General features: G+C 46.1%; 12 protein-coding genes and 1 pseudogene. 3 read left to right on the top strand and 10 right to left on the bottom strand.

From position 1 onward, the window contains the following. Nucleotides 1-180 precede the first annotated feature (180 nt). The 5 genes from AACT52_RS13090 to AACT52_RS13110 form a co-directional block, all read right to left on the bottom strand. Nucleotides 181-1,065, bottom strand: a complete 885-nt coding sequence (locus AACT52_RS13090; protein ID WP_073626710.1) for a HEAT repeat domain-containing protein — start codon at nt 1,063-1,065, stop codon at nt 181-183. Between the two features lie 98 nt (nt 1,066-1,163). Beyond that, the gene (locus AACT52_RS13095) at nt 1,164-1,301 is read right to left on the bottom strand and encodes a hypothetical protein (RefSeq protein ID WP_158054480.1); all 138 of its coding nucleotides are present in this window, start codon (nt 1,299-1,301) and stop codon (nt 1,164-1,166) included. Between the two features lie 266 nt (nt 1,302-1,567). After that, nucleotides 1,568-5,236 carry a two-partner secretion domain-containing protein gene (locus AACT52_RS13100; protein ID WP_073626712.1) on the bottom strand — a complete coding sequence of 1,223 codons (3,669 nt, stop codon included), beginning with the start codon at nt 5,234-5,236 and terminating at the stop codon, nt 1,568-1,570. 236 nt (nt 5,237-5,472) lie between these two features. Then, nucleotides 5,473-5,913, bottom strand: a complete 441-nt coding sequence (locus AACT52_RS13105) for a secondary thiamine-phosphate synthase enzyme YjbQ (protein WP_073626714.1) — start codon at nt 5,911-5,913, stop codon at nt 5,473-5,475. 262 nt (nt 5,914-6,175) lie between these two features. Further along, nucleotides 6,176-7,348, bottom strand: coding sequence for a pyridoxal phosphate-dependent aminotransferase (locus AACT52_RS13110; protein WP_073626716.1), 1,173 nt, complete (start codon nt 7,346-7,348; stop codon nt 6,176-6,178). Nucleotides 7,349-7,797: 449 nt separating this feature from the next. On the opposite strand from AACT52_RS13110, the pseudogene AACT52_RS13115 reads away from it, so the two are divergent. Then, nucleotides 7,798-8,373 (top strand): annotated as a pseudogene (locus tag AACT52_RS13115) (Uma2 family endonuclease). A gap of 257 nt (nt 8,374-8,630) precedes the next feature. Here AACT52_RS13115 and AACT52_RS13120 read toward each other — a convergent pair. Further along, entirely contained in the window at nt 8,631-8,969 is a 339-nt protein-coding gene (locus AACT52_RS13120) for a carbon dioxide-concentrating mechanism protein CcmK (protein WP_073626719.1), read from the bottom strand. A gap of 181 nt (nt 8,970-9,150) precedes the next feature. Further along, nucleotides 9,151-9,615: a hypothetical protein gene (locus AACT52_RS13125; RefSeq protein WP_233153764.1), complete on the bottom strand. Its 465-nt coding sequence runs from the start codon at nt 9,613-9,615 to the stop codon at nt 9,151-9,153. Nucleotides 9,616-9,694: 79 nt separating this feature from the next. Here AACT52_RS13125 and petN point away from each other — a divergent pair, with 79 nt between their 5' ends. Further along, entirely contained in the window at nt 9,695-9,784 is a 90-nt protein-coding gene (petN, locus tag AACT52_RS13130; protein ID WP_071599833.1) for a cytochrome b6-f complex subunit PetN, read from the top strand. Between the two features lie 7 nt (nt 9,785-9,791). Further along, the gene (locus AACT52_RS13135) at nt 9,792-10,013 is read left to right on the top strand and encodes a hypothetical protein (RefSeq protein ID WP_073626722.1); all 222 of its coding nucleotides are present in this window, start codon (nt 9,792-9,794) and stop codon (nt 10,011-10,013) included. 74 nt (nt 10,014-10,087) lie between these two features. Here AACT52_RS13135 and AACT52_RS13140 read toward each other — a convergent pair whose 3' ends face one another. From AACT52_RS13140 to AACT52_RS13150, 3 genes are all read right to left on the bottom strand, one after another. Next, on the bottom strand, nt 10,088-14,755 hold the full coding sequence (locus AACT52_RS13140; protein WP_073626724.1) for a tetratricopeptide repeat protein: 4,668 nt from the start codon (nt 14,753-14,755) through the stop codon (nt 10,088-10,090). Between the two features lie 158 nt (nt 14,756-14,913). Next, entirely contained in the window at nt 14,914-16,317 is a 1,404-nt protein-coding gene (locus AACT52_RS13145) for an NAD(P)(+) transhydrogenase (Re/Si-specific) subunit beta (protein WP_073626726.1), read from the bottom strand. Further along, nucleotides 16,314-16,607: an NAD(P) transhydrogenase subunit alpha gene (locus AACT52_RS13150; protein ID WP_073626728.1), complete on the bottom strand. Its 294-nt coding sequence runs from the start codon at nt 16,605-16,607 to the stop codon at nt 16,314-16,316. Before AACT52_RS13150 ends, AACT52_RS13145 begins: the two co-directional genes overlap by 4 nt. Nucleotides 16,608-16,611: the final 4 nt, after the last annotated feature.

Raw genomic sequence — 16,611 nt, forward strand, 5'->3', positions numbered from 1 at the left:
TAAGTTTATAGCCCAATACGGTTGAGTTAAGGATTTGTGGTGGGATTCGCGTTTTCTGTAGAGACGCGCCATGGCGCGTCTCTACATTGTGGTTCTGATAGGGGTTCTGGTCTCATCTGAACCGTATTGGTTTATAGCCTAAGGCCGGTGAGTTTATAGGTGAGATTTAAAATGAAAATTTCACCTAGCTGGCTGTGATACCCGCTTCAGTCTCTCGTTCTTCAAGGCGGCGAGGGGGTCGCTTACAGATGTAATTGCTTGGGGGCGGAATTGTAGTGAGGGGTTTTGCAACACTTTCAAAGCTTTTTCCAAGTCTGTGACAACTGTGTCCAATTCTTTTGTAGATACCTGGTTAAGATTTTCCTGCAAACTTAAGCTGATATCACCCAAAGCATACGCTGCACTGTAGCGAACTGTTTCATCTGTGTCTTGCAAACGGGCAACTAAAGCAGGTACTGCAGGTACAGCTGCTTTGCCGATACTCCCTAAAGCAGAACCAGCGTTCTGGCGCATCCAAGCATCTTCATCCTGTAACTTTTTGATTAAGGCAGGTACAGCAGATGCAGCGTCTTTTCCCATAGCGCGTAAAGCATGGGCTGCACTGTAGCGTTCCCATTTCTTCTCGCTGTCTAAAGCAGCGATATAGTGAGGAACGTAGGCTTGTTTGCCAATTTTCTCGATCGCTTGGACTGCATGAGAACGAACGGTAGGATCTTTGTCATCTATTGCTCGTATTACGGGGACTGCAGCTTCGGCGGCTGCTGGTCCAATTTTACCGAGAATCATTACAGCACTAGCACGCACTTGGGCATCGCTATCCTGCAAAGCTGTAATTAAGGCGGGGACGGCAGGTTTACCCACAGTTGCTAAATAATCTATTGCAGCAGAACGCTGTTGAGGGTTCTTTAATCGTTGGATATAAGAACTAATTTGTGTCTCAGTCTGTGGTTGTGCCCAAGTCGTGTTTATGACTAGTAAAGGTGATGAAAGACACACTAAAGCGATCGCTATTTGGGATGCAATAACATTGAAGCGCAGTTTCTGGGTATATCTAGTCACAGGCATGATTCTAGAAATTTATTCAGAAAATCTTATAGATATATCAACTTCAAACTCGCGATCTAAGAATTGTGCATCTCGTCTCAATCCCTTGACCGCGAAATCTAAGTATAAGGGATTTTTAACGCATAGCGTTGTTTTTTGTCTAGATACAGCAATCCTAGACACGGCGTACACATTATGCTTTTCAGATAAACCACTAAGCCTGCTATCGAGCGATCGCCTAAGGTTGGTGAGTTCATAAGTAAAATCTCGCAATTGTCGCTTTACCCCACCCCGGTTTTGTCTTGCGCCAAAACCTCCCCTCCCCTTAGCAAGGGGAGGGGATTAAGGGGTGGGGTAAATCAACGTCGAATCAAGGCTTAAACGTGATTGTTGACACGTATGGCATTTGGTCTTTCCGGATATAGGACGGGCAAGATGCCCATCCCACAAGAATCTAGAACTGTATTTTATTCAAATAATATGTTAATCACCGAAAAACTGCTGTTTTTTAAAGTATATGATTTTACTTTTTTGAACACCCAGCAGGAGTAGACCCCAAACCATTCCCTTTGGATGCATTAGAAATGAGGGTAACATGCCCTTTGCCGTCGAACACCCAACCTGTAGCAGGCACAATTTTCACAACGTTACTCTTAGATGCTGGTTTAGCTGCGCTTCTTTGTGAACGTTGCTGCTGTGATGTGATAGCTGATAATCGAGTGTCTAACCAGACGACATCAGTAGTGAGGGGTTCGTAAGGGCTGGGAGGCAAACCGCCGCGTCCGGTGATCGTAAATTTGCTTTTATCTGTGTCAGAATCTGTGGCAGCAATGGCATCACAGCCAGCGTTTGCTATGAACTTTGATGTATCTGGTAACACTATGGGGAGTTCGACTAATCCCAGGCTTTGGTCAGCATCTGGTGTATTGATAGTGACCTGACCACTTAAATTTGGGTTGGTTAGGGAAATTGCTGTGATGTCGTTGGTTTGTAACTGTTGCGGGTTGAGTTGATTTGGGTTATCAGTTCCCAACTCGCGCACCAAGTCTTCTCGACTACGCTGAGTGAAGTTAAAAATGCCTAATGAGTTAATATCGATTTTCCCACCACTGCCATTGAAAGCATTGGCGGTAATGTCGCTGTTTTCATTTGGAGCACCAACAATAAAGCCCGACGGAGCATTGATAGTGATGTTACCGCCATCGCCACCAAGCTTGTCAGTTCCTGCAGTGGCAGAGATGAGACTACCACGGCGCAGCAGCAGTAATTCTCCGACTTGCAGGTTGATATTGCCACCATTACCTAATGCTGATTCAGCGTTGAACCTCCCAAAGTTGTCCAAACGAATTTGGGGTGCGGTAACTTCAATGTCTCCTGCTGTTCCTGAACTTTGAGAACGAACAAAAAAGCCACTGGCTGCTTCAGGATTTGCAACTCTTGTGCCAAATTTGGCAACTCGTTCGCTGAAAGTTGCATCACTACCGTTGACAATTACCCTGTCAGTAGCGTTAACCGTAATCTTACCTGCACGTCCGCTACCAGACGAGGTGGCGAGAAACTGTCCCCCATTGATAGCCTCAACCCGATTCGCAGTCACTTTAATATTGCCACCATTGCCATCATTAAAAGTCCCGGTATTCAAAACTGCACCATCTGACACGGTAAAGGTGCGGGTGTTGATAATTATATCCCCTCCTCTACCTGAGGAGTAGGTTTCTGTAGATAACTCGCTGGAACTTCCATTAGTGGAATTTGTTCCAGAAATCCTGACACCATCAGTAGCATTAATTTGAATTGTGCCTGCATTGCCTTTTTCTTTGGTGCTGGCAAATACCTGAGCACCATCAATTAAGGAGAACGAGCCAGCAGTAATATTGATGTTACCCCCATTGCCAACTCCCCCCGATGACACCAAGCTGAAAATGCCGCTGGGCACTTTGTTCACCCCAGCAATTGTCACCCCGCCTGTGACATCAATGTTGACATTCCCCGCATCCCCCCGTCCGGCTGCTCTAGTCCTAGGATTATAAAAAATTGCGCTTTGTAGTTGAGCGCCATCTGTGACAGAGAATGAAGCAGCACGGATGTTGATGTCGCCTCCTTTACCCACACCGCTTGGTTGCACACTAGTGTTGATGCGGGTAGTCCTACCTGTTATCGAAATAGAATCCTTTGCTTGCACGAACACACTGCCTGCATCCCCTTGTCCATTGGTACTGGTATCGACTAGAGCACCATCAGTTAAGGAAACTGAGCCTGATGTGACATTAATGTTTCCCCCAATACCTATCGCCCCTCTTCCCAAATCGCTGAAAATACCACTAGAGAATCCGTTTTTCACCCCAGTGATCGTCACTGCACCTGTGACATTAACGTTGACATTCCCCGCCTCACCTTGTCCTGCTGGCAGGTTGGCAGATGCTCCACGAACAAAGGTTCCCAGTTGAGCGCCATCCTTGAGCGACAGTGTTGCGGCATTGATGTTGACGTCGCCACCTTTGCCCACACCTCCATTTTCCACATTGCTGAAGATGTAACTGTTACCACCAGCAGACACAGAATCCTTTGCTTGCACGAACACACTGCCTGCATCCCCAGATCCATAGGTGTTGGCAAGAATTTGAGCACCATCAGTTAAGGAAACTGAGCCTGATGTGACATTAATGTTTCCTCCTTTACCAATCGCCCCTCTTCCCAAATAGCTGAAAATACCACTAGAGAATCCGTTTTTCACCCCAGCAATCGTCACCGCTCCTGTGACATTAACGTTGACATTCCCTGCCTGACCTTGTCCTGCTGGCTGGTTGTCAGATGCGTCACGAACAAAGGTTCCCAGTGAAGCGCCATCCTTGAGCGACAGTGTTGCCGCATTGATGTTGACGTCGCCACCTTTGCCCACACCTCCATTTTCCACATTGCTGAAGATGTAACTGTTACCACCAGCAGACACAGAATCTTTTGCTTGCACGAACACACTGCCTGCATCCCCTTGTCCATAGGTGTTGGCAAAAAGTCGAGCACCATTGGTCAGAGAGAGCGAGTCAGTGGTAATACGAATGTCCCCGCCCTTGCCTTTGCCTGCATCCCCTTGTCCATAGGTACTGGTATCGACTAGAGCATCATCGGTTAAGGAAAGTGAGCCAGTGGTGAGAATAATGTTTCCCCCATTGCCATTTGCGCCTGGATAGACTCCAGTGAATATTCCCGTTGGATAAGTGGCTCCTGAACCATCAATCTGAATTGATTCAGTACCCGTGACTTCCAAGGTTCCTCCTGACTGAAACCCCAAACCCAAATTACTCGCTTGAATCACAGACCCTTGTTTGAGAGTGATTTGTCTGCCTTGTACACGGACATTTCCACCCCCGATTCCACTTGCATCTACAGTTGCTTGTTGTGAGAGTTGGATATCTCGAAAATTTTGCACACCACCATAATCCAAAGTCCACCCGTTCGCAACCGGCACAAGACCGACCAAACTGTCTGACCCCACACTGCCCAATTCAATCCGCCCGCCTGTACTCTTTAGCGTTCCACCCAAGAATTCTAAATCACCACCAACCAATCCCAGGGTTTGATTCGCTCCTAACCGCAGGGCAAAAGGTGTATCAATCAAATTAGTGGTTGTTCGTCTCCCTTGACCATCCCCCTGTACTTGAATCTTTCCTGGATTCTGTCCAAATTGCAGACCCAATGGAACACTTATAGTCAGCAATGGTGTTGTTTGGGTACCGTCTGTCCTAAACTCTGTGCCATCAGCAAATTTCAAACTACTAGCCGTACTTGCAAAGAAAGAGCCGCCAATCTCCAACCGCGCGTTTGGTCCAAAGACAATTCCACTGGGATTAATCAAAAACAGGTTAGCTGTACCGTTAGCGCGGATAAACCCATCAATATTAGATATTGATCCACCAGTCACCCGACTAATGATGTTCTGAATATCTACAGTATTATTAAAGAAAGCTCCGCTACCAGTGCCAACAGAAAATTCTTGGAAGCTGTGGAATAGGTTGGTTCCTGCTTGCGTTCCACCAGTGATATTGATCGTGTTACCAGAGGGAGTGACGATGGAATTGTTGGGGAGAGTGACATCCGGTGTAATTTGAGCAAGAACACAATTTGCACTCAAAGTATATACACTACCAATTGCAATACCTAATAACCAGTGCCAACCAGTAGTCATCTTGGACATTGCATCCCTCCAGACAGCAGTAGTTCCGAGTATTTAGTAAATTATAGTTATTGGTTTAATTTTGATTCTTAACTGCTGCTGTATGCCTAAAATTAATAAAAGTTTGTAGTAAGCGCTTAAGCGCCTACGACGAGATGTAATTGCATTAAGATAAAAAATGTTACGATTTTTTCAATCTTGTACTTGTCTGGCATAATCAGCCTTGGTTTGTGTCGCCAAGCACTTTTGCTAATAGCTCACTCGCCTGAAATTTGGCAAAACACTGTCCTTTTGCGTGGTCCATCTAACTCAAAAAACAACACAGATTGATAGGTTCCCAAACCTAATTTTCCATCCACAATAGGAATGACTTCACTCGTACTTAAAGTCATTGCCATTAAGTGAGAATGGGCATTCATTGGTTCATCTGGTGGAATATTTTCTCTTAAGTGCAGGTCATTGTGTAAATAGCGGTCTGATTCCGGTGCTAATTTCTGCAAATAGACTTTGATATCTTCTAACAATCTTTCTTCATATTCATTGATAGCTAATGCTGTAGTTGTATGGCGAGAAAAAACTAAAACTTGACCATTGATAATTGAGGTTGATGCTATCAAATCTTGGATTTGGGGTGTTATATTATGAATATTAATTTTTGGTTGTGTTTCGATTTCAATTAATTTATTAATGATTGGCATATTGTCAATTTTGTGTTTTTATTTAACGTGAGTTCGATGTATCCTGATTTGACCCCTCTCCAAACCTCTCCCCTACAAGGGGAGAGGCTTAAAAATCCTATTTTTAGGTAGCTCCTCCCTCTCCTTGTAGGAGAGGGAGGTTGGGTGGGAGAGGTTCGTCGGACTTACGTTTTATTTAGAAAGTTGTAGCGTGGGTATTTCAAAAGACTCAGATTCCCGACTTCTTCAAGAAGTCGGGAATCTTGTTGTTCATTACACTGCGTTAACCCACCTTACAAATTATCCCTTGCAAACCGCGCACTAATCGCTCAATTCCTTCTTTTGCTGTTTCTTTTTGTAGTGCGCCGTAAGCGACGCGCAGATAGCATCCGTCATTCATCCCAAAAGTCGTCCCTGGAATGACAGCTACTCTATATTCGCGGATGAGTCGTTCAACTAGCTCAAAGGCGTTCATTGTAGTATGAACTTTAAGGAAAAAATAGAAAGCGCCATTAGCAGGGGCAATTGTACACAAGTCTTGTAAGCTGTTGAGATTAAGTACGACTTGCCTAACTTGGGCGATCGCCCCAATATGATTCTTCAAATAGTCCTCTTTTGCTTGCAATGCTCCCAAAGCTGCATACTGAGAAATCACAGGCGGACAAATCAAAATTGTATCTTGGACTTTTTTGACAGCGACAAGCAGGTGTTTAGGAATCACCATGTAGCCAATACGCCAGCTAGCAAAACCATAAGCTTTGGAAAGGCTAAACAGGGAAATAGTATACTCGCTACTTTCAGCGAATGCACCCGGAGAAACGTGTTTCGCTTCGTCGTAGGTAAAGTATTCATAAGCTTCATCGCTGATATGGTAGATACCGCGATCGCGACAAATTTGATTTACTTGGCGCAACGCCTCTTGTGAATACACAGCCCCAGTAGGATTATTCGGGGAAATCGTCACAACTGCTCGTGTTTTTGGGGTGATAGCAGAGGCGATCGCTTCTGGACGTAGCTGGTAATTTTCATCACACTTTACCAGCACCGGATGACAACCCGCCATTGTAATTGCCATTTCGTGGTTGAAATAGTAAGGCGTATTAAGAATAACTTCATCCCCCACCGAAGTGATAGCGAGAATAGCGTTCATAAACGCCATATTGCTACCCGCTGTGACGACAATACAGTTTTCCTCATTGATTTCAATACCGTTGAAGGCTTGCAATTTGGCTGCTAGTGCAGTTCGTAACAAGGGAATTCCCTCAACATCTTTGTATAAATTATGAGTTGGTACTGCAAGGAACTTCGGTAAAAATTCTATGGCTTCGGGCGGTGGACTATAGGAAACAACGCCTTGTCCAAGAGAAATGGTTCCGGGATAGCTTTTAATCAGTTCCCCAACGACAGGAATAATAGGCGACTGTACCGCCGTCATGCGAGAGATGAGAGATTCCATGCAATGTCACATTTAACAGTTATCAGTTATCAGTTATCAGTTATCAGTTTTATCGTTGGGGGAAACACCACACCAAGAGCACAGAAAGCGTTGGTGTCAGTACAACCACACCATACGCCTTCAGGACTGTTCACTGTTCACTGGTTTAAGCTAAATTCAATTTTCTCTCAAAACTTCATCTCATAGAAACTCATGCCACTTAGAGCAGCCTAGAATGCAATATATAGCGCTTCTCATTTCGATACAGTACGATTTTGACCCCACGCCTTACCCTTCCAGCAAAAAAGCTATTCGTTATCTTCCCCCCGTTTACGCGGGGATAGAGAGGAGGAGAGAAAAGACTCCCCCTCTCTGCTTGCGGAGAGGGGGCTGGGGGGTGAGGTTCAAACTGTATTGCAACGAAAAGAGAACCACTATATATATAGTTGTTTCTTAACTCTTCACTTCTCATGAACACTATTACGCTCAACCTCAAACCTGTAATTGAACTAACCGACGAGCAATTTTATCAACTTTGTCAGAAGAACCCTGATGTAAAATTTGAACGCAGTGCCAAGGGAGAACTTATTATCATGTCCCCAACCGGAGGAGAAACAGGAAATTGTAATGCTGAAATTCTTGTTGATTTTGTGATTTGGAATCGCCAAACTAAGCTAGGTAAAGTGTTTGATTCTTCAACTGGCTTTAAACTCCCTAATGGCGCTGATCGTTCTCCAGATGTCGCGTGGATAAAACAAGAAAGATGGGATACTCTCACACCCGAACAAAAAGAGAAATTTCCTCCAATCGCCCCAGATTTTGTTTTAGAGTTAATGTCACCTTCTGATGATTTACAAAAAGTACAATAAAAAATGCAAGAATACATGGAAAATCAAGTAAAACTCGGCTGGTTAATTGATAGAAAAACCCGCCGAGTTGAAATATATCGCTTGGGGAAAGAGGTAGAAGTTTTAGAATCACCAACAGAATTATCGGGGGAAGATGTCTTACCTGGTTTTATTCTCAATTTGCAAACTATCTTTTAAAGTTAGGAACAATAAAAATTCAACACTAATAACAATTTGAAAAAAGAATGCAACACCAAGACCCCTCCCCAACCCTCCCCTTGGCAAGGGGAGGGTGCTATCAGGCGGGTGGGGTATCTGTGGCAAACATTTTTTAAATCGGTATAAGCCTCTTACAAAAGTGAAAAGTAATGAAAATCAAACCAAATATTCTTATCTTTTTAGAAAAAGTTTCATGAGTACGGCTGCAATGTATACACCCCTGTACTCAGCAGTTTTTACGCCGATAATGGCGGTGGAAATTTTATATCAGAATTGAATTGCTCAATATTTCCTGAACGATGAATCGGCAAAACATATTCTAGATTTTCATGAGGACGGGGAATAATGTGATGAGAAAGCACCTCACCACCATTCACTCGCGGTATCGCCTCCAATCCTGCGGCTACAGCAACATTAACTTCACCCACTACCCCCCGAATCAGCACAGTAATTCGCCCTAAATCAGTATTTTCATACCCGACAAGGGTGATGCGAGCAGCTTTACACATAGCGTCCCCCGCTTCTACGGCTGCGGGAACACCATAAACTTCAATCATCCCAAGTGCCAATGTCATGCTTGCCCACTCTAAACACTTGCTACAGCTTTTGGAGAGTCTATACGATTCCGTTCTCCTGTGATGATTATCTTAACTCTACCACTAGGAGCAACAGTGATTCCTCGCCGTTGAGGTTGTTCAGGTTAATTGGCAAAACTTATCTGAGACAAATATATTGACAGATTTTGTATTTTATGTATTATTTTGATTGAAAAGGCTTAATCCAACCAAGTTGCATGGCTGTATCGAGGAAAAACGCTGCCAACCCAAACCACAAAATACTCTCAACTCCCAGAACCACATAAGGCAAAACACTTTTAGAATCGGACAAGCCAACTTCCACCTGCGTCAAACCTCGCACTAAGCCAAATGCTAAGACTCCCCCAGCTTTGAGTTGAGGATTTTTATCTGCGCGGATGATATAGCGGTAGGTAACACCAAATAGCAAACCACAGAAACAGACAATTCCAACACTTACTAACGATCGCAAACTCAGCGAATCAGTTGCTAGACTGGCCAATTGCTCAAAATTTGTAGCTAACACCAGATTATTTACCAAAGTGGTCATAAAAAAAGCTATTATCAGGCATAAAGCCCCTATTATCCCAGCTTTGAGGGATTCAATGCGTTCTGCCATGAGTTGATGATCGAAAATCTTGTTCACAGCCAAACTTTAGTTCAGAGCGTGGTTCTAGTATTATTAATATTAGAGACGTTTGCTAAATAAGTTTAAAACTATCACTATGGACATTTTGACACTGGGTTGGGTTTCTTTACTGGTTGTTTTCACTTGGTCAATTTCAATGGTAGTTTGGGGTCGCAACGGACTCTAAGAAAATCGTGGAAAGTCCATTCCTGAGTATTTTAGTTTTAGTTGCTGCAGTGCTGCTTGTCGGAGTCACAGGAGGGGTTGGTTATTTGACGCTTGCAGATTGGCGCGATCGCCGTCTGCGAGAACAAGAAAAACGCGAAACACGAAGCACCACTCCTAAGAACACTGTTTCTAAGAAGACTGATTCTAAGAAGACTGATTCTAAGAACGCTTCTAAGAAGCGCAAATAATTGCTTTTTTATCTCGCGCAAAGGCGCAAAGGCGCAGAGTGTTTCTTGGCGTCTTTGCGTCTTAGCGCGAAATTTCATCTTGTCATTTCATCGCGTAGGCGATTGAGGTTGCTTTCCACTTGCTTTGTGTCGGGATGTTCTGCTCCCAGCACCTTGAGACGGATTTGCAGCGCTTGGTTGTACAACGGTTCAGCTTCATCGTACCGTCCTTGGGATTCGTACAATCGTGCCAAATTGTTGACATTTGTGGCTGTGTGGGGATGTTCTGCTCCCAGCGCCTTCAAAAAGATTTCCAGCGCTTGATTGTACAACGGTTCCGCCTCATCGTACCGTCCTTGGGATTGGTACAATCCTGCCAAGCTGTTGAGACTTTTGGCTGTGTCGGGATGTTCTGCTCCGTGTACCTTCAAAAAGATTTGCAGCGCTTGGTTGTACAGCGGTTCTGCTTCATCGTACCGTTCTTGGGATTTGTACAACCCTGCCAAGTTGTTAAGACTTAAAGCTGTGTGGGGATGTTCTTCTCCCAGCACTTTGCGGTTGATTTGCAGCGCTTGGTTGTACAGCGGTTCTGCTTCATCGTACCGTTCTTGAGATTTGTACAACCCTGCCAAGTTGTTGAGATTTAAAGCTGTGTGGGGATGTTCTTCTCCCAGCACTTTGCGGTTGATTTGCAGCGCTTGGTTATATAAGGGTTCAGCTTCATCATACCGTCCTTGATCTGCGTACAATTGTGCCAAGTTGTTGAGACTTAAAGCTGTGTGGGGATGTTCTACTTCCAGTACCTTCAGACAGATCTGCAGCGCTTGTTTCAAAGGAGGTTCTGCTGCTTCATACCGTCCTTGGGAATTGTACAGCATTGCCAAGTTGTTGAGACTTGTGGCAGTATCGGGGTGTTCTTCTCCCAGGACTTTGCGGCGGATCTGCAGCGCTTGTTTCAAAGGAGGTTCTGCTGCTTCATACCGTCCTTGGGAATTGTACAGCATTGCCAAGTTGTTGAGACTTGTGGCAGTATCGGGGTGTTCTTCTCCCAGGACTTTGCGGCGGATTTGCAGCGCTTGGTTAAACAGGGGTTGTGCTTCATCGTACCGTCCTTGGAAATCGTACAGCAGTGCCAAGTTGTTAAGAGTTGTAGCTGTGTCGGGATGTTGTTCTCCCAGCACCTTGAGACGGATTTGCAGAGCTTGGTTAAACAGGGGTTCGGCTTGCTCGTACCGTCCTTGGAAATTGTACAACCATGCCAAGTTGTTGAGACTTCCAGCAGTGTCGGGATGTTCTTCTCCCAGGACTTTGCGGTTGACTTGCAGCGCTTGACTGTATAGCGGTTCGGCTTCATCATACCGTCCTTGGGAACTGTACAATCCTGCCAAGTTGTTGAGACTTCCAGCAGTGTCGGGATGTTCTTCTCCCAGGACTTTGCGGTTGACTTGCAGCGCTTGACTGTATAGCGGTTCGGCTTCATCATACCGTCCTTGGGAACTGTACAATCCTGCCAAGTTGTTGAGACTTCCAGCAGTGTCGGGATGTTCTTCTCCCAGGACTTTGCGGTTGATTTGCAGCGCTTGACTGTATAGCGGTTCGGATTCATCATACCGTCCTTGGGAACTGTACAATCCTGCCAAGTTGTTGAGACTTTGGGCTGTGTCGGGGTGTTCTTCTCCCAGCACCTTCAGACGGATTTGCAGCACTTGGTTGTACAGCGGTTCGGCTTCATCGTATCGTCCTTGAGAATGGTACAACATTGCTAAATTGTTGAGACTTCCAGCAGTGTCGGGATGTTCTTCTCCCAGCACCTTCAGACGGATTTGCAGCGCTTGGTTGTACAGCAGTTCGGCTTCATCGTACCGTCCTTGGTTATGGTACAACCATGCCAAGTTGTTGAGACTTCCAGCAGTGTCGGGATGTTCTGCTCCCAACACCTTCAGACGGACTTGAAGCGCTTGGTTAAACAGGGGTTGTGCTTCATCGTACCGTCCTTGGGAATTGTACAACCCTGCCAAGTTGTTGAGACTGGCGGCTGTGTCGGGGTGTTCTTCTCCCAGCACCTTGCGGCGGATTTGCAGCACTTGGTTGTACAGCAGTTCGGCTTCATCGTACCGTCCTTGGTTATGGTACAACCATGCCAAGTTGTTGAGACTTCCAGCAGTGTCGGGATGTTCTGCTCCCAACACCTTCAGACGGACTTGAAGCGCTTGGTTAAACAGGGGTTCTGCTTCATCGTACCGTCCTTGGGAACTGTACAATCCTGCCAAGTTGTTGAGACTGGCGGCTGTGTCGGGGTGTTCTTCTCCCAGCACCTTGCGGCGGATTTGCAGCGCTTGTTTTAACAGTGTTTCTGCTTTGCCGTACTCACCTTTTTCATAAAGCGCACCGCCAAGATTATTCAGCCGTAAGCCAGCATCTGCAGTTTCTTCAAAATTACCGATTTGAACATGGGCGTTGTGGCGTTTTGCAAACTCATCCGCCGCATCGTATTCCCCCATTCTCCGGCACAAGTGCGTGAGGGCGTTGAGCAGTTGCAGGGTTTGGGGATGGCTGGGACCAAAATTGATTTCTGCTGCATCGAGTGCTAACTGATACTGTTCGTAAGCTTTTTGGTATTTGTGCTGTCCCATCCCTTGATAAATATCGCCTAAAGACGCTTGGCAAGAGATAGCTAGAGGATGCTCATCATTAGCATTGTTTTTAACAATTTCCAGCGCCTCTTGGCACAGCTTTTCGGCTGCATCCAGATTGTTGTTGTAAGCGTTTAACCAAGCAGCAGTGTATTTCAGTTGAGCCAGTTGCAGCGGTTGAGTATTTGGATGGGACTGGAGTATCTGCAAAGCGCGTTGACTCAGATTCACCGCTTCTCGATAATACCCCTGAGTTGCCGCAATTTCTGCTTGCCGATTCAGTACCTCAGCCACCTCTGACTCATTTGCACCCACTTGGGCAGTACGTATGCGATACGCTTTTTGAGCAGCGTTGCTCGCATCAAAGGTTCGCTCTAGTTTCAAGTAAACACCAGCGAGTTCCAACTCCACAGTCGCAGCATCGAGGCTTTCCCCCTGCTGTAAAGCATCCCATTGGCTTCGCGCTGTCTCCAAAGCTTCCAACGCTTGCTCGTAATCACCCAAAGCAACGAGCGACTTACCCAGCAGTGTCCAAGCAGTAGCAACTTGCTGATTGAACCCCACCCCGCCGTTGACTGCTCCCCTCCCTGCTTGCGGGGAGGGGTTGGGGGTGGGGTTCTTCGTCAAGAGAAATTGCAACATCGAGACAATAGCCTGATGCCTTCCTTGTTGCTGCTGCACCACCACTTGCTCTAAAAACCAAGCGATCGCCCTTTGTTGCTCCTGGCTTTCCAACCCGTGATAAAGTGCTTCTGCCAGCGCCGTTAATTGTAATTCTGGTTCTTGGTATTCTGCTTGATAATGCTCAAACAACCAGGTATTCACCGATTTCCGTAAGTCTTCTGGCTGGTTCTCCTGCAAATGCTCCTGCATCACTTGATTCAAGCGCCATCCTGAACCCGCCTCCTCAACATAAGGCGAGGCGGTTATTTGAGAGAAGCGATCGCCCCAGTTATCCAACTGAAACTGCACCATCAGCTTTTCAAACAGTGGTTCATCCCAGGTACGGCAGTGAGAAAGGACTTGCCACATCCGCCGTTCATCTGGCTGCCAAGCTGCATCCCGCTGACGTAACACCTGGTTTAGATTGCGGGCAAAGTCTGTAACCTTCGGCTGGCGCTGCTTTTTGATATCTTGCCACGTCTCGATTCCCAGCCGTAAATAAAAGGGAATGCCTCCAGAGGCCTGAATGATAATTTGGCAAATTTGAGGTTCATTAATAGTTCCAAATTCTTCCAGAACCGCTTGACATTCTGCCTCAGCTAACGGGAGAATAGGAATATGCTGGGTATTTAGTGTAAAATTGAGCGCATGGTCAGAAAAAATAACCCACAGCACATTTGGATTCGGCTGTTCCAGCAGTTCCTCTAGCCAATCGCATCGCCCAAACTTATCTACTAATTTTTCATAGCCATCTATAAAAATCACAGCTTTCTGCTTTGCTTGGCGCAAGTACCGCCGCAAGTCCCTTCCCAAAAACAAAGGCAGTTTCTTGAGAATGTCATAGGGGCTGTCACATTCTTTCAGTTCTTGTAAATCTACACTGCCGCGCTCTTTCCACCACTGCCATATTTGATCAGACTGCTTGATGAAAAACCAGCCCAGTTTAGCCAAGGCTTGTCCACCAGGTAGCAAATCCTTTGCCAGTTCCGTCAGCCCCTCCAACAAAGAAGGAGCCAGTTCAGCAGGATTCATTTCCAGCACAGCATCAGCTAAATCCGTGGCATTGCTCATTTTATCTGCCCAATCCATCCGATTAGCAACTTCGGGTGAAGTTGTCACCACTAAAGGATTTGCTCCTGCAGTGTAGATTCGATACGCCAAATCAAAGCAACTGAGATCAGCCCCACCCCGACGCAAATCCCCTCGTAGCTGAAGTACGGCTGGTTCAATTGGTTTGCGTGCCAAGCTGTAGTTAAAAATTCCCTCTCCATCCAATCGGGCGGACACTGGATAGTGTCGCTTCAAAGATTGAAAAAGTGACTTCGATAAATTTGTTTTGCCAATACCTGATCGCCCATAGAAAACTAGTATATTTTGCGGCTTGTTGCCAAGAGTCGCTAGCGTTTCCTGTACCTGTTCTTGATACCTGTGGTGAGAAATCATCAATTTCTGCTGTTGTTTTGCCATAGCAACTCTCTTGAGCAATCAACAATAGCCTTTTTCTCTTCTATCTTAGTATTACTTTTTACATAGCAAAAAGCTTGCCTTAAGAACATTCTCCTCCCAAGGCAAGCTAACTGTCTAATTCTTTTTTCCTTTGCGCCCTTGGCGTCTTGGCGGTTCGTTTACAACTGCTTCACCTCAGAAACCAACTTCGCCACCATATCCTTAGCGCTACCAAAGAGCATCGTGGTTTTATTCTTGTAGAACAACTCATTATCTACACCAGCAAAACCTGTACTCATACCGCGCTTAATCACAATTGTCTGCTTTGCCCGATCCACTTCCAAGATGGGCATACCATAAATCGGGCTATTTGCATCACTCCGCGCCGCCGGATTCACCACATCATTCGCCCCAATCACCAAAGCCACATCCGTCTGATCAAATTGGGGATTGATATCATCCATATCATGCAGTTGCTCGTAAGGCACATTCGCTTCAGCCAGCAACACGTTCATATGTCCAGGCATTCTACCAGCAACGGGGTGAATTGCATACTTCACATCAACGCCCATGCGTTCGAGTTGATCTGCCAACTCGCGTACGCTATGCTGCGCCTGCGCCACCGCCATCCCGTAACCAGGAACAATCACCACTGAACGGGCATAACCCAACATCATCGCGCCTTCTTCTGGATCGATGCTGCGGACGGTTTGATCGGTTGTCCCACCAGCAGCAGCACCACCAGATGCGCCAGATGAGCCAAAAGCACTGAACAGCACACTGAATAGAGAGCGGTTCATCGCCTTACACATAATCTCGGTGAGGATTAAGCCAGATGCTCCCACCAAAGCACCAGCGATGATCAACATATTGTTCATCACCACAAAACCAGCCGCCGCCGCCGCTATACCCGACAACGAGTTCAACAGCGAAATCACCACAGGCATATCACCGCCGCCGATGGGGATGACAAACATTACACCCAGTACCAGAGATACAGCAACCACTCCCAAGAATACGGGTAGGCTATCTGGTGTGATGATTAAATAGGCACTACCTGCCAGATATGCAATCAGGAGGAAGGCGTTGATTGGTTGCTGGAAAGGAAATGTAATCGGGGTACCGCTGATTAAACCTTGCAACTTGGCAAATGCCAGCATACTACCTGTGAAGGTAACACCACCAATCAACACATCCAGTAGCATCGAGATGTTGACATCAAGGGGTATTCCCTCACCATTTCCCAGCAACCGCCAGAATTCAGCTACTGCTACAAGTGCCGAAGCTGCACCACCTAAGCCGTTGAGCAAACCCACCATTTGGGGCATTTCTGTCATTTGGACTTTGTAGGCGGCGATCGCCCCAATCAAAGAACCAATAGCCAACCCCACCAAAATCATCTCGTAGTTCAACACCTGCTGATCCAGCAGTGTTGCCACAATCGCTAACAGCATCCCCAGCGCTGCGACAACGTTACCTTGTCTTGCTGTCGCGGGTGATCCCAGCTTTTTCAAACCTAGAATGAATAAGGATGCAGCGACTAAGTACGTCAGTTGTATCCCAGTTGGTAAAAAGTCGCTCACGCCTTAATCTCCTTTTTCTTGAACATTTGCAGCATTCTGTCTGTGACTAGAAAGCCACCCACCACGTTAACCATTGCCAATATCACGGCAATCAAACCTAAAATGACTGAGAGATTCGTCTCTCTGGCACCAGAAGCCACTATTGCCCCAAGTACGGCAATCCCAGAAATCGCGTTGGAGCCTGACATTAAGGGGGTGTGGAGCGTTGGTGGGACTTTGTTGATGACTTCAAAACCGATAAAGGATGCCAAAACAAACACAAATAAAGCGGCAATTAATGCTTCTGTCATCGAT

It is taken from the genome of Scytonema sp. HK-05 (assembly GCF_963872035.1).
Taxonomy (GTDB): Bacteria; Cyanobacteriota; Cyanobacteriia; order Cyanobacteriales; family Nostocaceae; genus Kalymmatonema.